The sequence below is a fragment of the Deinococcus phoenicis genome, from assembly GCF_000599865.1.
Classification (GTDB): domain Bacteria; phylum Deinococcota; class Deinococci; order Deinococcales; family Deinococcaceae; genus Deinococcus; species Deinococcus phoenicis.
Genome location: NZ_JHAC01000018.1, coordinates 1 through 20,816, shown reverse-complemented (window position 1 = coordinate 20,816; position 20,816 = coordinate 1). Strand labels below are relative to the sequence as shown.

Here is a 20,816-nt window from a genome sequence, read left to right as displayed (position 1 = left end):
CGTACCCTCCCGAAAATGCCGCATACCATTTTGGGTTCCTTCGACGGCGAGTGGTTCGAGGTCCGTACGCCCCGGCAAGCGCGGCTGCTGAGCGACCCGGCGGCGCTGCGGCACCTCGAACCCTTTATCGGGCGGACGCTCGGGGCGGCGGAGGCGGCGCGGGAAGCGGGCGTCAGCGTGGAACGGATGCTCTACCGCGTCCGGCAGCTCAGGGCGGCGGGCCTGCTGGAAGGGGCGGGCGAGCGGCAGCGGGCGGGCCGCGCCATCCGGCTTTACCGCGCGCCGGGCGGCTTCCGCATTCCCTTTCACCTGACGCCCTTCGCGGACCTGGAAGCGCAGATCGCCCGGCACGGCCTCCCCTTCGACCGGTTGCGGGCGCGGGCCGGGGCGCGGGGCCTCGCCCACCTCCCCCTGAATGCCCGCCTGCTGTACCGCAGCACGGGCGGCGAGGTGCATTCGGAGACGTTCATGCCGGATGCCCGGACCTATGCCGCGCTGCGCGAGCACCACATCGGCGGAGACTACATGGGCGTGCTGTGGCTGGACGACGCGGCGGCCCGTCAGGTTCAGGAGGCGCTGGACGCCCTCCGGGAGCGGCTCGGCCAGCAGGGCACCGGGCGCGAGGGAAAACGGCCCTACCTGATCCAGACAGCCCTCGCCCCCCTGGACCCGGACGACCCCGAAACCCTTCTCGGCCCGCCCGGGTAAATGCCCCGCCCCGGCTCTGCCGGCGGTGGGTGGCCCGCAGCGCCCATCCGCGCGCTCGTCCGTGTACGCTGGACGGGTGCTGTCCCTTCAGAAAGCCGCGAGCATCCTGGGAGCCTTCAGCGCCGAGCAGCCCGAGTGGGGCGTGCGGGCGCTGGCCGTCCACCTGACGCTTCCCCGCGCCACCGCCCACGCCTACCTCGCGGGCCTCACCGAGGCCGGGTTCCTGCGCCGCACGCCGGCGGGCAAGTACCGCCTCTCGTGGCACATCGCGGAGATGGGCGCACACCTCACCTCGGCGTTGCCCTGGTTTCAGGATGCCCGCGCGCTGATTACCCGGCTGGCCCTGGAGGTCAAGGCGGTCGCGTTCCTGTGCATCCTGGAGGGCGAGGAGGTCGTGTGCGCGATCCGTGAACGCCACCCCGACGCCGACATCGACCTGCCGCTCGACATCTACCTGCCCGCCACCGCCACGGCCAGCGGGAAGATCCTGTACGCGCACGGCGACCACCAGCCGCGTGAGTTCGCCGTCTGCACCGTGAACAGCATCACCACCCCCGACGAGTGGCGCACCGAGGTCGCCCGCGTACGGCGGCGCGGCTACGCCTATTCCATCGAGGAATGGATTCCGGGTCAATGCACGCTGGGTGTGCCGTACCGCCATGCCGGGCAGGTGGTGGCCGCCATCGGCGTGCAGATGAGCGCGGGCCGCTACCTGCGCGAGGAACGCGCCGTCCGCGAGCGCGTGCTGAGCATCGTCCGGGAAGCGGAGGACCAGGGCTGAGGTCCCGGAATGCCCCGCAGCCCCGGCACAAGGTGTGCTTCACCGTTGGTTCGACCTGCCGCGCCGGGGTAGACTGAGCGGCTGAGAGCGCCCCGCCGCAAGACAGGCAGCGCGAAGACGTGCCGGTATCCGCAGGGATGACCGGGCCGAAAGGGGTTTAACCATGGCCGAGAAGGACATCGACAAATTGCTTTCCCTGACCGACAGCAAGTACCGGCTGTCGGTCGTGACCGCGAAACGGGCGCTGCAACTGCGCTCGGGCGCGCCCAGCGTGCTGCCCGTCGAGCAGCGCGTGCGGACCCGCAACCTGGTCACGCAGGCGATGCGCGAACTGGCCACCGGCAAGCTGACGGTCGGCACCGAGCTGATGGACGAGGGCCGCTTCCATCAGGATTACGTGCGGCAGAAGCAGGCGCAGTTGCAAGCCCAGCTGAACGCCGAGCGCGAACGCGAGCGCGACTGAAGCTGAAGTGGCCCACCGTCTGACCGTCAAACCGTCGGACGGCTGGAGAAACCAGCACGACCAGGTTTTGAGCCGTCAGACGGTTCGACTTTGAGACGCCTCCTGCGCGCTGTTCGCAGGAGGTTTCCTGTTTCCGGCGGCTAGAGTGGGCGGCATGTTGACCGCGTTTGCCGTCCTGCTGAGTGTGACCGCCGTGCTGGCGTATCTGAATGAGCGCCTGCTGCACTTTCCCACGACGGTCGGCGTGACTCTGGCGGGCGCGGTCGCCAGCATCCTCCTGATCGCCCTCGACGCGCTGGGGGTGCCGGGGCTGCGCGGCTGGGCGTCGGGACTGCTGGAGACGCTGAACTTCACGGATTTCGTGCTGAACGGCATCCTGAGCATCCTGCTGTTCGCGGGGGCGCTGAGCCTGAACGCCGGACAGATGTTCCGCCAGCGGGTCAGCATCCTGACGCTGGCGCTGCTCAGCACGCTGCTCAGCACGTTCCTGATCGGGTTCGCGGCGTACTTCGTGTTCGGGCTGGTGGGCCTGAACGTGCCGCTGATGTGGGCGCTGCTGTTCGGCGCCCTGATCAGCCCCACCGATCCGGTCGCCGTGCTGGACCTGCTGAAGCGCGCGCGGGTGCCGGCCCGGATCGAGACGCTGATCGCGGGCGAGAGCCTTTTTAACGACGGCGTGGGCGTGGTGATCTTCCTGGTGCTGGCGGGGCTGGCCGGGGTGGGCGGCCACCACGCCGAGCCGAGCGTGGCCGGTGCCCTCACGCTGTTCGTGCGCGAGGCGCTGGGCGGCATGCTGTTCGGGGCGCTGCTGGGGGGCCTGGGCTACGCGCTGCTGCGGAGCATCGAGCAACACGCGGTGGAGGTGCTGCTCACGCTGGCGCTGGTGGTCGGCGGGTACGTGGCCGCCAGCGCGCTGGGCGTCAGCGGCCCGCTGGCGATGGTGGTCGCGGGCCTGATCATCTCGGCCACCAAGGACCGGGCCTTCGGGCAGGAGACGCGCGAACACGTCGAGGGCTTCTGGGAAACCGCCGACCAGGTGCTGAACATCGTGTTGTTCGCCTTTATCGGCCTGGACGTGCTGCTGACCCGGACGACCGCGCCGCAGCTCCTCGCCAGCGTCCTGCTGATCGTCGTGGCGCTCGCCGCCCGCTGGATCAGCGTGGCGCTGCCCTTCCTGCTGGTGCGCGCCCGCGACGGCTACGGCGCGTACACCGTGCGGCTGCTGACCTGGGGCGGCCTGCGCGGGGGTATCGCCATCAGCCTGGTGCTGGGCCTGCCCGACAGCCCCTACCGCACGCACCTGGTCACGGCTACCTACGCCGTCGTGCTGTTTACCATCGCCGTGCAGGGCCTGACCATCATGCCGCTGGTGCACAAGGCCAGCGCGGCCAGTGGCGGGGGAACCCGGCCGGGCTGAGGGCCAATCCTCCCCTTCAGACCACCGGCTTTTTCAGGCCCCTTGCTTCGAGGCCCAGGCCCCACCCTCCACGCGAGAAGGCGGGACGCTGGGCCTCTCTCCGTGTGTCCCGCCCCGCGCCGGCTGCTCTCCTGGGAGTGGGCGGCTTACTTGCCCGCGCCGCCCACTGCGCCGCCCGCCGTGACGCCCGTCACCAGCGCCTCGCGGATGCCCTGGGCGATGCCGAGCGCCACCCGGTCGAGGTAATTGCTGTCCTTGAGGTTCAGGCCGTCGACCGGATGACTGGTGTAGCCGATCTCCACCAGTGCGGCGGGAATCCGGCTGTTGCGCAGCACCGAGAGCGAGCGGTTGTTCCGCAGGCCCTGCGGGAACGCGCCCGTGACCGCCACGACGTTCTTCTGGATCAGGGCGGCGAAGCTGCTCGACAGCGGGTGGTTGGGATTCCACCACGTCTCGACGCCGTAGCCGCGCAGGGCGTTGGCGGCGGGCATCGCGTTCACGTGGATGCTCAGAAACATCTGGGTTCCCGGCGTGCCCATCGCGGCGCGCATCTCCAGATCGGTGTTCTTGTTGGGGTTCAGCTCGCGGTCGCTGTCGCGGGTCAGCACCGCGTCCACGCCCGCCACCCGCAGCAGCTCCCGCACCCGCAGCGCCACGTCGAGCGTGACCTGCTTCTCGACAATGGAGCCGACCGCGCCCGGGTCGCGCCCCCCGTGGCCCGCATCGATCACGACGCGCGGCTGCATCATGCTCGCGCTGAAGGCCAGAATCGCCGTCCCGCCGATGGCGCTGACGCGCGGAACAGTCGCCAGGACGCGCTCGCGGGCGCTCAGCGGCGTGAGATCGGCCAGGGCGGGCGAGAGATCGATGGCCAGCCGCGAACGGTCGCTGCCCTCGGTCGGCGGGACCAGTTGCGCCCGCCACCCGCTGCGGTCGGTCAGCGACGTGCCCGTCAGCAGCGTCACGGTCACGCCCCCCACCGTCGGCTCGTAGCGCCAGGCGCGCACCTCGGGGCTGACGTTCTGCGCGGTCAGCTGGCTGGCCGTCACCCCGTCCAGGTCCACCCGCAGGCCCAGGCTGCCGGGCACCATGCGGTAGGTCACGCCGGGTGGCAGGTCCAGCACCACCCGCGTCATGCCGGGATTCTTACCCACGCGCGGCGGCGTGAGGCTTGCCCCGGGCTGCAACAGGCCCGGAGCGCGGCCCGCGAGGGCACTGGGCCGGGCGGGGTCCTGGCCGGGCAGGGCCGGGGCGGGGGGCGGCAGGCTGCTCCTGGAGGCCGACGGCACCGTATCGCCCGGCGGCAACTGGGCCGCGAGGGGCAGATTCGCCGGCGCCGTGCCGACCGGCGCCGTGAGCGCCTGGGTCTGCGCGGGCGTCGCGGGCGCGGCGGACGTGCGGACCAGGGCGAGCAGCGAAGGGCTGGCCCCACCCGCCAGGGTCGGCCCGAACTCCAGGATCAGGACCCGGGTGCCCGAGGCCAGCGTCGCCTCGCTGGCCCGCCAACCGTCGGTCAGCGAGAGCGGAAAGGGCGTGACCAGCGTCACCTGGCCGCCGCCCGCCCGGTACTCGGTGACGCTGGCCCCCAGCCGGGCCGTTACGGCAGGCAACACCCGCGCCCCGCGCACGTCGATGCGCAGGCCCCCGAAGGTCGGGGTCAGGGTATAGGTCACGCCGGGCGTCAGGTCGAACACCACCCGGGTCTGGCTCCCGTCACTGCTGGAACGCGGGGTGCCGAACGTCACGCTCGGCACCCCGGTCAGGTTGTTGAGGTTGCCTGGCGTTCCCGCCGCTGCGGCGGGCGCAGGGGACGTGCGCAGGTTGGGTGCAGCCTGGACCGGAGCTGCGCGCTGGAAGGGATCTGCCTGCGCCTCAGCCCAGGACCCTGCCAGACCGCACGACAGGACCGATGAGAGGAAAATGGCCTGCGGCTTCATGGGTCTCTATCTTGTCCTGCCACGCCGTGAGAAATGAGCATCAGCACTCATTTATGAAGGGCGGACCGGGAGGCCTACCCACCCCCGCGCCGGAAAGCGCCTCTTCCTGCCGGCTCGGCCCTGCTCAGGCCGTGGGCAGGAGGGGTCCCGCCGGGGCGTGAACCGGCAGGGTCGGCGTGAGCCACACGCGCCCGGTGCCCCGGTAGACCTGCACGTACCCCTCACCGGTGCGGCCACTGCCCAGCAGGCCGCGCGCGCTTTTTTCCACGCTGAAGGCCAGGCCCCCCGTGTAGGCCAGCACCAGATTGCCATCCACCTTCAGCGTTTCTCCCTTCAGGTCCAGAATCTGGAACTCGCCGGGATGGACGGGGCTTTGCAGGGCGAACACGCCCGAGCCGCTCAGTTTGGGCTGCACCCGGCCCTCGCCGCTGCCCAGCATCGCGGCCACACCCTTGTTCACGTGCCGGCCCACGGTGACGTTGCCCGCGCAGGCCACGAACGCGCCGTCGTCCACGATCAGGTCCTCGCCGCGCAGCTCGCCCAGCAGCAGGTGCAGGCGGGTCGGCTCGGTGTAGATCACGCCCGACCCCCGGTAGGCGGTCTTGAAGAGGCTCTCGCCGGTGGCCGCCGCCGTCACCGCGCCGCGCAGGAGGCCGCCCAGACCGCCGCCACCGCTGCCGGCACCCGTCACCGCCGCCTGCATCTCGATCTCGCCGCGCAGGTACTGGAGGGCGCCGGGTTCGAGGACCGCCGCGCCCCCGTCCAGATGCAGGGCCAGTTGCCGCCAGCGGGCCGGGCGCTGGAGCGGCTGAAAAAAGCCTTCCAGGGGGCGCTCGGTGGGCCGGGGGTCGAACTCGGTGACCTCCAGGCGGGCACCACTGGCCTCGGCGGTGTGGATGATCTCGGGATGCAGGCGGAATTCCATACCGGGGGTACGCCGTCAGGGGGCGCGGGGTTCCCGCCGCGTGACGCGCCCGTACACCAACAGGCGCGTGAGGCGTTCGAGGGGACCACTGCCGAAGCGCGCCAGCACCCACGCGCTGACCGGCAGTTGGGCCAGGCCCACGACCAGGGCCAGCAACACGGCGGGGGCCGCGCCCCACTGGCCGTACTGCGCCCCGCCGTAGGGATAGAAGAAGGTGGTCATGATCAGGCTCTGGGCGATGTAGTTGCTCATGGCGACGCGCCCGCTGGCGGCAAAAGCCCGCAGCGGCCCCAGCCGGCCCCGCGCGGCGAACAGGCCCAGCACGCCCACATAACCCAGCGCGGTGGCGAGGCCGCCCCCCATCCGCACCGGAATCGCCAGCAGCCCCGCCGCGACGTTCCCCTGGGTGTTCAGCCACGCCAGCAGCGCGCCCAGCGGCAGCCCGGCACCCAGCCCCCAGACGGCGAGGCGGCGCAGCAGCGGCAGGTGCGCCTGTGGCCGCGTCAGCAGCCCGCTGCGCTGCGCGGCGGCCCCCAGACAGAACAGGCCGATCAACCAGGGCGCGTTGTAGAGCGTGTCGGCCACCAGCACTTCGGGAAAGGTCGCGGCGCGCCGGGCCACCAGTTCCAGGTAGCCCAGGCCGGGAGCCAGATCGGGCAGGCCCGCGAACCGGGGCCGCGCACTGCCCAGCACACTGAACCCGGCCAGCAGGCCCATCAGCAGCCACCACGTTCCCAGCAGTCCCCCCAGCGTGACCAGCATGCGGGCAGACAGCCGCGCGGTGAACAGCAGCGCCAGCGCCAGCAGCGCGTAGACCGCGATGATGTCGCCGTACCACACCAGAACGTGATGCGCCGCACCCAGGGCGAGCAACACGGCCAGCCGCCGCGCCAGCGTGCCCGGCCCGTACCGCGCCAGCATCCCCGCCGCACCCCACCCGAACAGCATCGCAAAGAGGCTGATCGAGCGGCCATTGCAGAAGATGTCGGTCACGATCTGCACGGCCCGGTCAACACCGGTCTGGGTCCACTCCCGGAACCCCGCGAAGTTCTGCACGTTCACGATCAGGATGCCCAGCAGCGCCAGCCCCCGCAGCACGTCCGGCAGCAGCGACCGCTCACCCGCCGCGACCGGCCGGGGTGGGCCAGACTCCGGAGCGGGTGCGGATGCGGGCGGCGCGGGGAGGCTCATGCGCTCAGGCTAGCGCGTGACGCACGGGGGCAAGCACCCGGGACAATAAAAAAGCCGCCTCTCGGGCGGTGATGTCAAAAAGGATAGCGTGGGATGCAGGAGAAGTCAAATTATGCAGGCGAAAGACGGCCAGAAACTGGCATCCACACGCCCGGAACGCGGGTCTTCGGCTCCTGGCTGGTGTTCAGGCTGGCAAACTTTACTCAAGGGAGAGCCGGTGGACGCGTGTTCTTCGCAGTGGAAGTTCGTCCACAGTTCAGCTGCGGGCAAGAGTTCCGGGTACGCTGGCGGCATGACCCCCCAACCCAGTGCCCTGCTGTCACGTCTTGCCCGGGCGGAAGCGGCGGGCCATGCGCGGTACGGGGTGGTCGGGGCGGCGGCGCGCTTCGGGCCGCTGGTGGCCGTGTCTGCCGGACCGGGTCTGCCGGTCAATACCGCCTGGCACGACGGGAGCGGCCCACCGACCGAGGCCGACCTGATCGCCTTTGAAGCCTTCAGCGCCGCGCACGGGCAGCCCGCAGTCCTTCATCTCCTGTCGCACGCCGCGCCGACCCTGCTGCCCCGGCTGCGCTCCAGGGGCTACACGCTGGCTACCGTCCTGCACGTCTACACGCACGGCCTCACTTCGCTTCCCCCAGAGCCGGCCCTGGAGATCCGTGAAGAACCGGACGTGACCGTCTGGGCGGCGCTGTCCGCGCAGGGCTTCGGGCCAGGCACCGGCAGGATCATGCGGCTGGTCGGGCAGGCACCCGGCACCCGCCGCCTCGTGGCGCGGGTGGACGGTCAGCCCGCGGCCACGGCGGCCCTCAGTCTTCAGAACGGCGTTGCGGCGCTGCACGGCAGCTCCACGCTGCCCGAGTTTCGGGGCCGGGGGGCACAGATGGCCCTCCTGGCCGCGCGGTTGCGGCAAGCGGCAGCGGCGGGGGCAGACCTGGCAAGCGTGTTCGTGACGCCCGGCAGCGCCAGCGAACGCAACGTGTGCCGTGCCGGTTTCGGGCTGGCCGGCATGCGGCTGACCTTCACGCAGGAGGACTGAGCGGGACAGGTGTGGCGGCGGGCTGCCCCGTCAGGTCCGGTGCCGCAGCCGCACCAGCGCCTGCCTGTCCACCGGACCGAGGCGGTCAGGCAGCGCGTCCAACGGGAAGAAGCGCAGCTCCACGCCCTCTTCCCCGTCCGCCTCGGGGACGCCGGTCCAGTCGCGGACCAGGTAGACCGCCGTGACCTGATAGAACTCGTCGCCGTTCGGCAGCTTCTGGAAGGTGCCGGGGCCGCTCACCACGGTCAGCAGCTCGGCCCCGCGCGGCGTGAGGCCCGCTTCCTCCCGCAGTTCGCGCCGCAGGGTGTCTTCCAGCGCCTCCCCCAGTTCCGCGATCCCGCCCAGCGTTCCCCAGCCGCCCGTGTCGGTGCGCCGCTGCAACAGCACCTCGCCCGCCGCATTCACCACCAGCGCGCAGACGCCCACCCAGTTCACCGGGCGCGGCCCGACCAGGCGCCGCAGGTCGCGGACAGAGTTGGGCGCGGTCATGCCAGGACCTCCCTGGCCTTCTCGCCCAGGCGCGTCAGGGGCGGGAGGTCGCCCAGTTTGAAGAAGCGCAGTTCCGCGATTTCCACGCCGTCCGGCACCGGGTCGCCACTCCATTCGGTCACGCGAAACAGCGCCGTGTAGGAATAGAACTGGTCGCCGTTCGCCACCTGGACGAGCCGGTCGGGGCTGAGCATCTCCAGCAGTTCGGCGCCGTGCAGGGTCAGGCCGGTTTCTTCCCGCATCTCGCGCCGCAGCGTCTCTTCCAGCGCCTCGCCCAGTTCGCTGATCCCCGTGACCAGCCCCCACCGCTCCGCGCCGACGCGGCGAAGCAGCAGCACCTGACCGCCTTCGTTCTGGATCAGGCCCGCCGCGCCCACGAAGTTGACCGGGCGGGTGCCGATCAGTGCCCGCAGGTCGCGCACATAGTCATTTGTACTCATGTGAGTATATTACTCAACCCACTCTCGACATCCGCACCGCGTCGCGCACCGCCGCGCACACGGCCTCCTGCACCAGCGCCCCCAGCAGCAGGGGATCGGCGGGCGGCAAGGTGCAACTGCTCAGCATGAAGGCGCTGTCGCCGTCCCAGAAGGTGTGGCTGGGGGCAATGACGCGCCCCAGCGCGGTCTGGGCGGCGTCGGCAAAGCGGTGGGCCTCGGCCTTGGTCAGGGTGTGTTCGGTGACGACGGCGACCAGGGTGGTGTTTTCCACCTCGCCGGGCGTGAAGGCGCCAGCACCCGGCCCCACGCCCGGCCCGGCCAGCACGCCGCCTGATTCGTCCAGCACGTCCCCGATCGGATTGACCACCGCCAGTGCCCCCACGCGGACGCCGTGCCGCTCCAGGCACACGCTGCCCAGGCCGCCCGGCACCGCGCCGGCACCCAGGTACTTGCCCGCCGTCGCGCCCGTGCCTGCACCCACCCGGCCACGCGGCACCGGATCAGCCGAGGCCGCCCGCGCCGCCGCTTCCCCTTCCCGCTCGCCGGGTCTGGCTCCCGGGTCGCCCACGCCCAGGTCGTAGATCACGGCCGCCGGGACAATCGGCACGCGCGCCCAGGGCGTCTCGTGGCCCACGCCGCGTTCCTCCAGCACGCGCACCACGCCCGCCGCCGCCGCGAGGCCGAAGGCACTCCCGCCCGTCAGCAGCAGGGCGTGGACACGCTCCACCTTCTTCCCGGGGGCGAGCAGCACGCCCTCACGGGTGCCGGGACTCGGCCCCAGGAAACTCGCGGAGGCCACCGCGCCCGCATCCGGGCAGAGAATCACGGTGCAGCCGGTCCGGCCCACGGCGTCGGTCCAGTGCCCCACGCGGAAACCGGGAAGGGCGGTCAGGGTGGCGTTGGGAAGGGCCATGCCCGCTCTATACCGCATCCCGCACCTGTCCGGGCGGAGCGGCTCTGCGCGGCTCCCCCTCCCAGACGGCCGCTCGATGTCCTCAGTTCACCCGGTCCAGAATCAGAGGCTCGGGCGCAGGGGCCTTCTCGCCCACGCTGAGGCCCTCTTCCAGCAACCCGCGCGCCGCGTCCAGCCCCCGGCCGTCCCGGTGGTACAGGCGCAGCACCGCCTCTCCCGCCTGCACGGCCTCGCCGGGTTTCTTCAGCAGTTCCACGCCGACCCCGTGGTCGATGGCTTCACCCTTGCGCTCGCGTCCGCCGCCCAGGGCCAGGACGGCGCGGCCCACCGAGAGGGCGTCTATGCGCCCCACGAAGCCGGAGACCGGGGCCAGGACCTCCGCGCGGCCGGGGGCCACGTCCAGCCGCTCCGGGTGGTCCACCAGGGTCGCGTCGCCGCCCTGCGCCGCGATGAAGGCGTGGAACTTCGCCAGGGCCGAGCCGTCTTGCAGGGTGACGCGGGCGCGGGCCTCCGCCTGTTCCTCGTCCTCGCCGGAGGCTGCCAGAGCCTCCACCGCCAGCGCCACGCACAGCTCGGTCAGGTCCCCGGGTCCCGCGCCGCGCAGGGTATGAATAGCCTCCTGCACCTCCAGGCTGTTTCCGGCCAAGTGCCCCAGCGGCGTGTCCATGTCGGTCAGCACGGCGCGCACCTGCCGCCCGGCGCGCGTGCCGATGTCCACCATCGCGCGGGCCAGCCCCCGCCCATCCTCCAGCGTCCGCATAAAGGCCCCGGCCCCCACCTTCACGTCCAGCACCACCGTATGCGCGCCCGACGCGAGCTTCTTGCTCATGATCGAGGAGGCGATCAAGGGCAGACAGTCCACCGTCGCGGTCACGTCGCGCAGGGCGTACAGTTTGCCGTCGGCGGGCGCGAGGTCCCGCGACTGCCCCACCAGCGCGAGGCCGATGGCGCGGGCCTGCGCCAGAAAGCGGTCCTCAGACAGTTCGGAGGTCCAGCCCGGAAAGCTTTCCAGCTTGTCGATGGTGCCGCCGGTATGCGCCAGCCCCCGCCCGCTCATCTTGGCGACGGTCAGGCCCAGGGCCGCCAGCATCGGCGTGAGGATCAGGCTGGTCTTGTCGCCCACGCCGCCGGTCGAGTGCTTGTCCACCGTGCGCGGCAGGTCCCCCAGGTCGAGCTGCTCGCCGCTTTCCGCCATCACCAAGGTCAGGTCGGCGGTTTCCTGCGGCGTCATGCCTTTCAAGTACACGGCCATCAGCCAGGCGCTGATCTGGTAGTCGGGTACCTCGCTGCGGGTGTAGCCCAGCACCAACTGTTCGAGTTCGGCGCGGGTGTGCGTTTCGCCGTCGCGCTTCTTGCGGATCAGGTCGGGGACATTGAGAGCAGAGGTCATACGGCAGTCTAGGCCGGACCGGGGCTAGGTCTCGCCCGACTCGCGCGCCCCGTCCGCCCGCTGGCCGGCTTCCGGGTGGCCGTCGCCGCGCTGGCTGCGGGGCGCCTCTCCCCCACTCTTCCAGCCGATCTTGGCATGGGTGCCGTCGCAAAAGGGTTTGTTCCCGCTGGCCCCGCAGCGGCACAGCGCCGCCCGGACCTCGCGCACCTCGCCGTCCGGGGTCCGGATCACCAGATCACCCCGGATGTTCAGGGGGCCGTCGGTGACCGGCGTGATGGTGGTGGGCTGGTCGGGCACCTCGGCGGGGCCGCCCTCCAGCACGTAGTGCAGCGCCCCGGTCGGGCAGGTGCGGACCACCGCCGCGATCTGCTCGGCGGGGGCGTTCCCGGCCTGCACCCAGGGCCGCTCTTTGGGCCTGAACACGTGGGGCAGCCCCCTGACGCAATTGGCGACATGGATGCAGCGCGGCGCGTCGAAATACACGGTCACGCCTTCGCCCGTGTAGGCCTTGCCGCGCGCAGGCGTGGCCGCCGGGAAGCCCGGCTGGGGATCGGATCCGGTCATGGCTCAGGGTACTGCGGACCGGGGCAGGAAAGGCCACCCGGAGCCACCAGGGCACCCACAAGCAGGGCGGGCCTCCCCACCGGAAGGCCCGCCCCGAGAACAGAAACTGGCTTTACGCTTTACGCGGTCGTCTGCGGCGCAGGCTGAGTGCTGCCGCCCAGGCGGGCCACGGCGTCACGCACCACGTCGCCCGTGATGAGTTCCTGCGTGAGCAGCGCGTCAGCGACCTCATGCATGGCGGCGGCGTACTCGGTCACCAGGCTCTTGGCGCGGTCGTAGGCCCGGTGCAGGATGCGTTTCACGTCCTCGTCCACGAGTTGCGAGGTGTGTTCGCTGAAGGCCTTGGGCTTGGCCATGTCCTCGCCCAGGAAGACCGGGCCGGAATCGGTGGTCAGGGCCATGTTCTTGAAGTTCTCGCCCATGCCCCACTCCAGCACCATCTTGCGGGCGATGTTGGTGGCCTTGCGGAAGTCGTCGGCGGCCCCGCTGGTCACGCTGCCCATAAAGACTTCCTCGGCGGCGCGGCCCCCCAGCGACACCACCAGCTGGTTTTCCAGGCGCTCCTTGCTCATCAGCACCTGCTCTTCGGGCAGGTAGAAGGCGGCCCCCAGCGCGCGGCCACGCGGGATGATGCTGACTTTCTGGAGCTTGTCGCTGCCCGGAATCACGGCGGCGGTCACGGCGTGCCCGGCCTCGTGGTAGGCGATGGCTTTCTTTTCCTCGGGGCTGATGGTCAGCGAGCCGTTTTCCAGACCCAGCGTGATCTTGTCGAGCGCGCGGTAGAAGTCGCTCATGTCGATCTGGGTCTTGCCCAGGCGTGCGGCTTCCAGCGCGGCCTCGTTGGTCACGTTCTTGAGGTCGGCCCCCGAGAAGTAGGGCGTGCTCTTGGCGATCTCGGGCACGTCCACACCGGGCGCCATCGGCTTGTTGCGCAGGTGGACTTTCAGGATGGCCTCGCGCTCCTTGAGGTTGGGGAGGTCGATGGTCACCTGGCGGTCGAAGCGGCCCGGGCGCAGCAGCGCGGGATCGAGCACGTCGGGGCGGTTGGTCGCGCCCAGCACGATCACGCTGCTGGTCTTGTCGAAGCCGTCCATCTCGGACAGGATCTGGTTGAGGGTCTGTTCGCGCTCGTCGTGCCCGCCGCCGATGCCCGCACCGCGCTTGCGCCCGATGGAGTCGATCTCATCGATGAACATGATGGCGGGCGCACTCTTGCGGGCGTCCTCGAAGAGGGTGCGCACGCGGCTCGCGCCGACACCCACGAACATCTCCATGAACTCGGACGCACTCACCGAGAAGAAGGGCACGTCGGCCTCGCCCGCGATGGCGCGCGCCAGCAGCGTCTTACCGGTGCCGGGAGGGCCGACCAACAGCACGCCCTTGGGAATCTCGGCGCCGATCTGGTGGTACTTGCCGGGGTTTTTCAGGAAGTCCACGACCTCGATCAGTTCGCGCTTGGCTTCCTCGTGCCCCGCGACATCCGTGAACTTGGTCTGGACCCGGTTTTCCTTGCCGTACTTCTTGGCCCGGCTCTGGCCGAACTGCATCACGCCGCTCTGGCCGCCCTGCGCGCGCATGAAGAAGAAGTACATCATGCCGATCAGGAGGATGATGGGCAGGAAGTTCAGCAAGATGCCGAGCCACTGGCTGGGCTGCTCGAAGCGGTAATTCACGCCCTGCGCTTCGAGCTGGGGAATCAGGGCACTGTCGGGGGTGGCCTGACTGCTGGGCAGGCGCACGTTAAAGCCGGTCACCTCGCGCGGCTGGGGTGCGCCGACGACGGGCACGGTGGTCGGGGCCTTGAGGGTCACGTTGGCCTGACCCTCCTGCACCACCACCCGTTCGATCTTGCCCTGCGCGAGCAGGGACCGGAAATCGTTGTAATTGACACTGGCCCGCCCGCTCATGGGTGCCTGAGAAAACATCAGGAACAACGCCAGAACGAACAGGACGATCAGCCAGGGATTGAGCCGCCTCAAGTGTGGTCCTCCACGGGAGAAATAGAACGATTGGGACGGCACCCGCCCCACCGGACTTGAGTGTACCAGACTCAAGATGTGTACGCGTAGGCAGTGTCACACACAGGCTTAAGATTCCGTGAACACAGCACAGAACATGCCGCCCCGACGTTCCCGGCCGGTCTCCAGGGGACGCGGGTACCGGCGCCGGACCAGGCGGGGCGGACGAGAACCGCCCCCGGCCCGCCCGCGCTATCCTGAGGGGTGATGATCGATGTCGCCACCACCTGGCAGCAGGCTTGCACGGCGCTCGCAGGGGGCGACTACGACACGGCGTTCGGCGTGCTGGACGCTGCCATGCAGGAAGCCCGGAGGCCCGAGCGCGCCCGGCTCGCGCTGTACCTCGCCAGCGTTCACGCCCTGTACGGGGACGCCGCGACCACCGAGGTCGGTGCGGCCCTGCAAGAAGCCCGGACTCTCGACCCCGCGCTGCGGGAAGACCCGCTTTACCTGGCCCTGAGTGCCGAACTCGGTGCCCGGACGCGCGGCGCGGAAGCGGCGCTGCCCCCCCAGGCCGTCCGCGAGGCCGCCGACCCCCTGGCCCGTTATCACGCGCTGGCGGCCCTGGCCCTGGCCGAGCAACCCCAGGCCGCGCTCGACGTGCATCTGCCGCTGGCCGAACTGCCTGAACACCTGGGGTGGCGCCTGAGAAGCTGGCAGGCCGACGCCGAGGAACAGCTGGGGCATGCGCTGGAGGCCGCGCACCTGTATGCGGAGGCCGCCCACCACGCTGCGGGCCTGAACCGCGCAATCATGCTTCAGGAAGGCGCGGCGCTGCGGCTGCAACTCGGGGAAGCCCAGGAGGCGCAGCAGGCGCTGGCGCAGGCCCGGCCCCTCTACACCGGCCACGACCCGGAAGAAGGGCTGAACCTCGCCACCTGGCATTACCTCCAGGCCCAGGCGCTGCTGAACCTGGGCAAGCCGGAGGAGGCGCTGGCAGCCATCCGGGAAGCGGACCGGCTGGAGCGGGTCCACGGTGATCCCAGCTACGGCGTGACGCTGGTGTGGGGCCAGGTGATGACCCACCTGGGGCAACATGAGGACGCCCTGAAGTATTTCGAGCGGGCCTTGACGCTGGCGCAGGACGCCGACCGGCCCTACGCGCAGCACGAACTGGGGGTGGCGCTGCTCGACCTCGACCGGCCCGTGGAGGCCCGCGAACGGCTGGAAGCGGCCCTGGCCGACCCCGACTACCCCTATCAGCCCGAAGTTCTGGCCGACCTCGCAGAGTGCGACTACCGTCTGGGCCGCCTTCAGGAGGCGCAACTGGGGGCCGAGCAGGCGCTCGCGCAGGGCGCGGTGGTGCCCGCCAGCCTGGTGCTGGGCAGCGTGGCGCTGGACTACTACCACCTCGACGAGGCGCTGGACCATTACGAGCGCGTGGTGCGCGAGGCCGCACCGCAGAGCCGCGACTGGATCACCGGCCACCAGATGGCCGCCGACGTGATGGCCCAGCAGGGCTTCCGCGACCCCGCCGCCGCCTACGCCCACGCCCAGCAGGCGCTGGACCACACGCCCGAGAGCGACGACTGGTACGGCACCCTGCAAGACCACCTGAAAAAAGCCGGGGACCTGATGAGCAGCAGCGGCGGGCGGATGCTGAACTAGGCTGAGGGCAGAGGGTGAGAAGGCGCCCTGTCCTCACCCCGCTGCCTTTACTTGCCTGCCCTTACTGGTCTGCGGTCACTTGCAGCGGATGTCTTCCCCGAAGTACTTCTCGGAAAGCTTCTTGTAGCTGCCGTCGGCCAGCATCTTCCCCAGCGCGGTGTTGATGGCCGCCGTGACGGTGGTGTTGCCCTTCTTGACCGCGATGCCGATCTTCTCCTGGAACAGCATCTCGCCCAGTTTCAGCTTCGCCTGCGGGAACTTCTTGCGGCCCTCGATGGCGACGAAGCGGTCGGTGATGAAGGCGTCCACCCGCTTCGAGAGCAGCATTTGCAGCGCGGCGGCGTTGTTGGGGTACGTCTTGACGCTGCCCAGACCGGGGAGGCTCTGCGCGCGCTCTGCGTAGGTGGTGCCCAGTTGCACGGCGACCGTCTTGCCTTTCAGCGCGGCGACGGTCAGCGGCCCGTTCGCCGGGGCGAGGATCACGCCGCCGGAGCAGTAGTGGGGCCGCGCGAAGTCCACGGCCTTCTGCCGTTCGGGCGTGATGCCGTGGCTGGCGATCACCATGTCGAAGCGGTCCTGGTTCAGCCCGATCAGGAGCGTGTCGAAGGCGCTGGGCTTCCACTCAACCTTCAGGCCCATGCGCTTTGCCAGCGCTTCGGCCAGTTCGGCCTCGAAGCCCACGATCTTCTTGCCCTGGGTGTACGTAAAGGGCGCGTAGGTGGGTTCGGTGCCGACCACCAGCGTGCCCGACGCCTTGATCGCCGCGAAGTCGCGGGCGGAGGCGGTGCCCAGGGTGCAGGCCAGGAGCGTCAGCAGGACGGAAGTCTTCTTCACCAGGGGAGGGTAGCGCAGGTGGCTGACGCGGGGGTGAAGGGAGAACCCTTTTGCGTCTCCACGGGGCCGGTGTATGCCAGTTGCGCTCATGCTGCGGCCAGAAACGGAACCTAGAGTGCCCCGGTGAAACTGTCTTCCTGGTTGACCCTGGCCGTTACCTTCAACGCCGCCGCCCTCAGTGCCCCTGCCTTCGCGCAGGCGGTGCAACAGGTGCCCGGCGCGAAGTGCTCCACCGTACAGATCGACGACTCCGGCACGCTGACCGTGCAGGCAAGCGGCCAGACGGCTTCCCTGAACGCGCCCTACACCTTCAAGTGCGGCACCCTCAAGGTCACCGACAACGGCAGGATCCTGAATGTCAGCGGGAAGACCCTGCGGGAGGCGCTCTCGGTCTTTCCGGCGGGCAGCGCGTTCGGGCAGGTCTGGGGCCTGTACGCCGTGGACCTCCGCCAGCCGGGCGTCCTGAGCATCACCGACACCAGCGACGGGACCAAACCCGGCACGGCGCTGCTGCGAGAGATGAAAAGCGCCATCGGGGACGCCTCGGCCACCTTCACGCAGCCGGGCGGCGTGAGCGGCTGGGTGTTCAGGGACGCCCGCACCCAGACCGCCAGATACAACGTGAACAAGCCCCTGACCCTCACCATCAAGGCCAGCGAGAGCACACCCCCCTGGACGGCCATCACGCTGGACGCCGGGAAAGGCACGCTGCGCGCCGTCCGCTCCGGGTCGTAACGCCCAGGCAGGACAACCCCCCGCCCCACCTCCAGCCGGGGTGGGGCGGGGGTTTTGACGGGGCTAGGCCAGCGCCTCCGTCAGTTTCTGCGCGACGAGTTTGGGGTCGGCCTGCCCGCCCGTGGCGCGCATCACCTGGCCGGTGAAAAAGCCCATCAAGCCCGCCTTGCCGCCCCGGTACGCCTCCACCTTGTCGGGGTTGGCGGCCAGGATTTCCCTGATCACCCGTTCCAGTTCGGCGCTGTCCGTGACGGTCGTCAGGCCCTCGCGCTCGATGATGCGGGCGGGCGCTTCACCCGAGGCGGCGGCGCGCGCGAGGGTGTCCCGGGCGACCCGGGTGGTGATCTGCCCGGAGGCCAGGAGCGTGGCGAGCGGGGCCAGGTCCGCCGCCCCCACCCCCACTTCACCGGAACGCAGCGCCGCCGCGAGGTCGTTGACGGTCCAGGAGGCCACCTGTCCGAAGGTGCCGTCCTGCACCGCGCCCCCCAGGAAGGCGAGAAGCTGCGCGTCCCGGACCAGCGTGCGGGCGTCCCCGGCCGAGGCCCCCAGCGCGGTCAGGCGGGCCACCTCGGCCTCCTGCTCAGGGGTGAGGAGGAGGGCCTGGGGCCGGGAGCCTGCGGCCTGCGGCCCAGGTGCCCCGGGCTGCGGCTTCCCGGCCTTCTGCGCGGCCTGCGGCGCCCGGCCTTCCGCCTTCTGCGTCTCCTTCGCCCAGGTGTCCTTCAGCGTGATGATGCGCCCGAAGACCAGCGCGTCCTCGCGGCTGTCCACGGGGTCGCGCCAGAAGTAGCCCTGCCGCTCGAACTGGTAGCGCGTCTGCGCGGGACCGGACGCCACGCTGGGTTCCACGAAGCCCCGCGTCACGCGCAGGCTGTGGGGATTCAGGTAGCGCAGAAAACCCGCGTCCAGCGGGGCCGCCTCGTTCTCGTGGCTCATGCGCTCGGGGTCGAAGTCGGGGGCGATGTCGTCGGGGTTGTCACCCTCGGGGTTGGGCACACGGAAGAGGCGATCATACAGCCGGAACTCGGCGGGGAGGGCGTGGGCGGCGCTGACCCAGTGGATCACGCCGGCGGCCTTCGCGTCCCCCTCCAGCAGGGTCGCGTGGATGGTGGTCACGTTCCCCGCCGCATCTGTCTCCACCTCGTCGGCGCGAAGGATGCCCGCGCCGCGCAGCCGCACGGTGCCGCCCCTGGTCAGGCGCTTGTAGCCTTTTGGCGGGTCCAGGCTGAAATCCTCCCGCTCGATGTACAGCTCGCGGCCGAGGGGCACCTCCCGCACGGCCTGCTCGGGCGGGACCCGTTCGCCGGTCGGCAACGCCACCCGCCCGTCGGGCGAGTCCCGGATCACGTCGTGCGGCCAGTACGGCAGGGACAGGGTGCGCGTCTCCCCTTCCGGCAGGTTGCCGATCACCACGCGCACCGGGTCCAGCACGGCCATCACGCGCGGGGCGCGGTGGTTGAGGTCGTCGCGCACGGCGTTCTCGTACACGCTGATGTCGACCGTGCGGTTGGTGCGGTTCACCCCGATCTGGGCGGCGAAGGCGAGAACGGCTTCCGGCGTCACGCCGAGCCGCCGCTGGGCGCGCAGGGTGGGCATCCGGGGATCGTCCCAGCCCGTCACCACGCCCTCCTGCACCAACTTTCTCAGCTTGCGCTTGCTGACCACCGTGTATTCCAGGCTGCGCCGCCCGAACTCGTACTGGTGCGGGCGCGGCGAGAAGCCCAGCGTTTCCATCAGCCAGTCGTAGATGGCGCGGTTGTCCACAAATTCCAGGCTGCACATGGAGTGGGTCACGCCCTCCAGCGCGTCCTGAAGCGGGTGCTGGAAGTCGTACATCGGGTAGATGCACCAGTTGTCCCCGGCCCGGTAATGGGAGGCGTGCAGGATGCGGTACAGCACCGGGTCACGCAACTTCATGTTCGGGCTGGCGAGGTCGATTTTCGCCCGCAGGACGTGTGCCCCGTCCGCGAACTCGCCCGCGCGCATCCGGCGGAAGAGGTCGAGGTTCTCCTCCACGCTGCGGTCACGGAAGGGGCTGGGGGTGCCGGGCGTGCCCGCGTCGCCGCGCAGACGGGCCATCTCGTCGCCGCTCACGCTGTCCACGTACGCCTTGCCCAACCGGATGAGCTGCTCGGCGTAGGCGTAATACTTCTCGAAGTTGTCGGAAGCGGAGTAGAAGTTCTCGCCCCAGTCCCAGCCCAGCCAGCGCAGGTCGTCGGCGATGGCGTCCACATATTCCTGGGTCGCCAGTTCGGGATTGGTGTCGTCCATCCGCAGGTGGTAGCGCCCGCCATACTGCGCCGCCGTCTGAAAATCGAGGAAAGAGGCGAACACGTGCCCCAGATGCGCGTACCCGCTCGGCTCGGGCGGAAAGCGCGTCACGACCGCCGGATACTTGCCGCTGTGCAGGTCGCGCTCGACGATCTCGGTGATGAAGTTGGGGGTCACGCGGGGGCCGGGGGAGCTTTCCGGGCCTCCCGTGCTGGCGGGAGCCGGGGAAGAGGAAGCGTCGGGCGCAGTCATAGCGGTCAGGATACGCCGCCCTCATGCCCTGCCGGGAAGCGGGCGCTACCTTGCCCCCATGACCGTGACCGTCCGCCGCGTCACCGACCCGCATGACCCCGCCCTGGCCGCCTTCGGGCAGATTCAGGCCCGGAGTTATTACGCCCCCGACATGCTGATTCCCCCTTCCGCCTTCCCGCATCTCGTGGCGGGCGGAGGCGGTGGGCCGCGCGAGGACCGCATTCTGGTCGCCCAGGACGCGGAGGGCCGGGTGCTGGGCGGCACGGTCTTTCACCTGCTGCCGGAAGCGGCCTTCAGCTCCTTTGTGGCGGTCGCCCCGGAAGCGCGCGGCCAGGGCCTCGGCCACGCCCTGCAGGCGGCGAGACTGGCGGAAGTCCGTGAACGCGGGCTGGCCGGACTGTTCGCCGACAGCGTCTTTGCCGGGCGACAGGATGCCGGGGACCGCGAGGCCGAGGCCCGGACGGGCACGGACCCGGTCACGCGGCGGCGGGCGCTGCACGCCCTGGGGTACCGCACGGTGGACGTGCCCTACTGGCAACCGGTGGGCGGCCCGGACGGGGGTCCGCTGACCGACCTCGACCTGCTGTATCACCCGCTGGACGGCGCGGCCACGGTGCCCACCGCCCTCGTCACCGGCACTCTGCGCGCGTACTGGAGCGCGTGGCTGGGCCAGAGCCGTGCTGCGCGGGAAGCAGAAGCCCTGGCCGAGCGGGCGGGAAGGGACACTCTGGCGCTCCTGCCGGCTCTGGAAACGCCGGGGTATTGGCGGAACCGGGGAACAGCACGTTAGGGCGGGGCGCAGAAAGGTTGCCGGAGGCGTAAGGTGGGGTATGAGGCCGTACTCCCA

General features: G+C 70.5%; 19 protein-coding genes. 8 read left to right on the top strand and 11 right to left on the bottom strand.

Annotated features, from left to right (window positions below; genetic code table 11):
• Positions 1-15 precede the first annotated feature (15 nt).
• The 4 genes from DEIPH_RS18685 to DEIPH_RS06160 all read left to right on the top strand — a co-directional run bounded on the left by DEIPH_RS18685 (position 16) and on the right by DEIPH_RS06160 (position 3,369).
• Complete coding sequence (locus DEIPH_RS18685) at positions 16-708, top strand: hypothetical protein (protein WP_051517192.1); 693 nt, start codon at positions 16-18, stop codon at positions 706-708.
• Positions 709-784: 76 nt separating this feature from the next.
• The gene (locus tag DEIPH_RS06170) at positions 785-1,489 is read left to right on the top strand and encodes an IclR family transcriptional regulator (protein ID WP_034355516.1); all 705 of its coding nucleotides are present in this window, start codon (positions 785-787) and stop codon (positions 1,487-1,489) included.
• 163 nt (positions 1,490-1,652) lie between these two features.
• A complete protein-coding gene (gene rpoZ / locus DEIPH_RS06165; protein ID WP_026332496.1) occupies positions 1,653-1,952 on the top strand; it encodes a DNA-directed RNA polymerase subunit omega in 300 nt (99 codons plus the stop codon).
• 154 nt (positions 1,953-2,106) lie between these two features.
• The gene (locus DEIPH_RS06160) at positions 2,107-3,369 is read left to right on the top strand and encodes a cation:proton antiporter (protein WP_034355511.1); all 1,263 of its coding nucleotides are present in this window, start codon (positions 2,107-2,109) and stop codon (positions 3,367-3,369) included.
• A gap of 146 nt (positions 3,370-3,515) precedes the next feature.
• Here the strand turns inward: DEIPH_RS06160 and DEIPH_RS06155 are convergent, their stop codons facing one another.
• From DEIPH_RS06155 to DEIPH_RS06145, 3 genes are all read right to left on the bottom strand, one after another.
• A complete protein-coding gene (locus tag DEIPH_RS06155; RefSeq protein WP_034355508.1) occupies positions 3,516-5,306 on the bottom strand; it encodes an N-acetylmuramoyl-L-alanine amidase in 1,791 nt (596 codons plus the stop codon).
• A gap of 124 nt (positions 5,307-5,430) precedes the next feature.
• The gene (locus tag DEIPH_RS06150; RefSeq protein ID WP_034355504.1) at positions 5,431-6,231 is read right to left on the bottom strand and encodes an AIM24 family protein; all 801 of its coding nucleotides are present in this window, start codon (positions 6,229-6,231) and stop codon (positions 5,431-5,433) included.
• Between the two features lie 15 nt (positions 6,232-6,246).
• Positions 6,247-7,422 carry a DUF418 domain-containing protein gene (locus DEIPH_RS06145; protein ID WP_034355501.1) on the bottom strand — a complete coding sequence of 392 codons (1,176 nt, stop codon included), beginning with the start codon at positions 7,420-7,422 and terminating at the stop codon, positions 6,247-6,249.
• Between the two features lie 292 nt (positions 7,423-7,714).
• Here DEIPH_RS06145 and DEIPH_RS06140 point away from each other — a divergent pair, with 292 nt between their 5' ends.
• Positions 7,715-8,458 (top strand): GNAT family N-acetyltransferase, encoded by a 744-nt coding sequence (locus tag DEIPH_RS06140; protein WP_034355498.1) that lies wholly within the window; start codon positions 7,715-7,717, stop codon positions 8,456-8,458.
• Between the two features lie 30 nt (positions 8,459-8,488).
• Here the strand turns inward: DEIPH_RS06140 and DEIPH_RS06135 are convergent, their stop codons facing one another.
• From DEIPH_RS06135 to ftsH, 6 genes are all read right to left on the bottom strand, one after another.
• On the bottom strand, positions 8,489-8,947 hold the full coding sequence (locus DEIPH_RS06135) for an NUDIX hydrolase (RefSeq protein ID WP_034355495.1): 459 nt from the start codon (positions 8,945-8,947) through the stop codon (positions 8,489-8,491).
• Positions 8,944-9,387, bottom strand: a complete 444-nt coding sequence (locus DEIPH_RS06130) for an NUDIX hydrolase (RefSeq protein WP_034355493.1) — start codon at positions 9,385-9,387, stop codon at positions 8,944-8,946. The genes DEIPH_RS06135 and DEIPH_RS06130 overlap by 4 nt, the downstream gene beginning before the upstream one ends.
• A gap of 13 nt (positions 9,388-9,400) precedes the next feature.
• Positions 9,401-10,300, bottom strand: coding sequence for a P1 family peptidase (locus DEIPH_RS06125; protein WP_034355490.1), 900 nt, complete (start codon positions 10,298-10,300; stop codon positions 9,401-9,403).
• Positions 10,301-10,382: 82 nt separating this feature from the next.
• The gene (locus tag DEIPH_RS06120) at positions 10,383-11,690 is read right to left on the bottom strand and encodes a thymidine phosphorylase (protein ID WP_034355487.1); all 1,308 of its coding nucleotides are present in this window, start codon (positions 11,688-11,690) and stop codon (positions 10,383-10,385) included.
• Between the two features lie 24 nt (positions 11,691-11,714).
• Positions 11,715-12,254, bottom strand: a complete 540-nt coding sequence (locus DEIPH_RS06115) for a (4Fe-4S)-binding protein (protein ID WP_034355484.1) — start codon at positions 12,252-12,254, stop codon at positions 11,715-11,717.
• A gap of 119 nt (positions 12,255-12,373) precedes the next feature.
• The gene (gene ftsH, locus DEIPH_RS06110) at positions 12,374-14,233 is read right to left on the bottom strand and encodes an ATP-dependent zinc metalloprotease FtsH (RefSeq protein ID WP_034355482.1); all 1,860 of its coding nucleotides are present in this window, start codon (positions 14,231-14,233) and stop codon (positions 12,374-12,376) included.
• Between the two features lie 246 nt (positions 14,234-14,479).
• Here ftsH and DEIPH_RS06105 point away from each other — a divergent pair, with 246 nt between their 5' ends.
• Positions 14,480-15,880, top strand: a complete 1,401-nt coding sequence (locus tag DEIPH_RS06105; protein ID WP_034355480.1) for a tetratricopeptide repeat protein — start codon at positions 14,480-14,482, stop codon at positions 15,878-15,880.
• Between the two features lie 75 nt (positions 15,881-15,955).
• Here the strand turns inward: DEIPH_RS06105 and DEIPH_RS06100 are convergent, their stop codons facing one another.
• The gene (locus tag DEIPH_RS06100; protein WP_034355477.1) at positions 15,956-16,714 is read right to left on the bottom strand and encodes an ABC transporter substrate-binding protein; all 759 of its coding nucleotides are present in this window, start codon (positions 16,712-16,714) and stop codon (positions 15,956-15,958) included.
• Positions 16,715-16,837: 123 nt separating this feature from the next.
• Between DEIPH_RS06100 and DEIPH_RS06095 the strand changes: the two genes are divergently transcribed.
• The gene (locus DEIPH_RS06095) at positions 16,838-17,449 is read left to right on the top strand and encodes a hypothetical protein (RefSeq protein ID WP_034355474.1); all 612 of its coding nucleotides are present in this window, start codon (positions 16,838-16,840) and stop codon (positions 17,447-17,449) included.
• Between the two features lie 63 nt (positions 17,450-17,512).
• Here the strand turns inward: DEIPH_RS06095 and DEIPH_RS06090 are convergent, their stop codons facing one another.
• Positions 17,513-19,969: a glutamine--tRNA ligase/YqeY domain fusion protein gene (locus DEIPH_RS06090; RefSeq protein WP_034355471.1), complete on the bottom strand. Its 2,457-nt coding sequence runs from the start codon at positions 19,967-19,969 to the stop codon at positions 17,513-17,515.
• 58 nt (positions 19,970-20,027) lie between these two features.
• Between DEIPH_RS06090 and DEIPH_RS06085 the strand changes: the two genes are divergently transcribed.
• Positions 20,028-20,759 (top strand): GNAT family N-acetyltransferase, encoded by a 732-nt coding sequence (locus tag DEIPH_RS06085; protein ID WP_034355469.1) that lies wholly within the window; start codon positions 20,028-20,030, stop codon positions 20,757-20,759.
• Positions 20,760-20,816 lie beyond the last annotated feature (57 nt).

What these genes read in the sequence shown, in the direction of transcription:
- DEIPH_RS06120 (WP_034355487.1), bottom strand. Translation starts at nt 11,690, where the DNA reads ATGACCTCTGCTCTCAATGTCCCCGACCTGATCCGCAAGAAGCGCGAC.
- DEIPH_RS06160 (WP_034355511.1), top strand. Translation starts at nt 2,107, where the DNA reads ATGTTGACCGCGTTTGCCGTCCTGCTGAGTGTGACCGCCGTGCTGGCG.
- DEIPH_RS06150 (WP_034355504.1), bottom strand. Translation starts at nt 6,231, where the DNA reads ATGGAATTCCGCCTGCATCCCGAGATCATCCACACCGCCGAGGCCAGT.
- DEIPH_RS06090 (WP_034355471.1), bottom strand. Translation starts at nt 19,969, where the DNA reads ATGACTGCGCCCGACGCTTCCTCTTCCCCGGCTCCCGCCAGCACGGGA.
- DEIPH_RS06155 (WP_034355508.1), bottom strand. Translation starts at nt 5,306, where the DNA reads ATGAAGCCGCAGGCCATTTTCCTCTCATCGGTCCTGTCGTGCGGTCTG.
- DEIPH_RS06105 (WP_034355480.1), top strand. Translation starts at nt 14,480, where the DNA reads ATGATCGATGTCGCCACCACCTGGCAGCAGGCTTGCACGGCGCTCGCA.
- DEIPH_RS06085 (WP_034355469.1), top strand. Translation starts at nt 20,028, where the DNA reads ATGACCGTGACCGTCCGCCGCGTCACCGACCCGCATGACCCCGCCCTG.
- DEIPH_RS18685 (WP_051517192.1), top strand. Translation starts at nt 16, where the DNA reads ATGCCGCATACCATTTTGGGTTCCTTCGACGGCGAGTGGTTCGAGGTC.
- DEIPH_RS06140 (WP_034355498.1), top strand. Translation starts at nt 7,715, where the DNA reads ATGACCCCCCAACCCAGTGCCCTGCTGTCACGTCTTGCCCGGGCGGAA.
- DEIPH_RS06135 (WP_034355495.1), bottom strand. Translation starts at nt 8,947, where the DNA reads ATGACCGCGCCCAACTCTGTCCGCGACCTGCGGCGCCTGGTCGGGCCG.
- rpoZ (WP_026332496.1), top strand. Translation starts at nt 1,653, where the DNA reads ATGGCCGAGAAGGACATCGACAAATTGCTTTCCCTGACCGACAGCAAG.
- DEIPH_RS06145 (WP_034355501.1), bottom strand. Translation starts at nt 7,422, where the DNA reads ATGAGCCTCCCCGCGCCGCCCGCATCCGCACCCGCTCCGGAGTCTGGC.
- DEIPH_RS06125 (WP_034355490.1), bottom strand. Translation starts at nt 10,300, where the DNA reads ATGGCCCTTCCCAACGCCACCCTGACCGCCCTTCCCGGTTTCCGCGTG.
- DEIPH_RS06115 (WP_034355484.1), bottom strand. Translation starts at nt 12,254, where the DNA reads ATGACCGGATCCGATCCCCAGCCGGGCTTCCCGGCGGCCACGCCTGCG.
- DEIPH_RS06130 (WP_034355493.1), bottom strand. Translation starts at nt 9,387, where the DNA reads ATGAGTACAAATGACTATGTGCGCGACCTGCGGGCACTGATCGGCACC.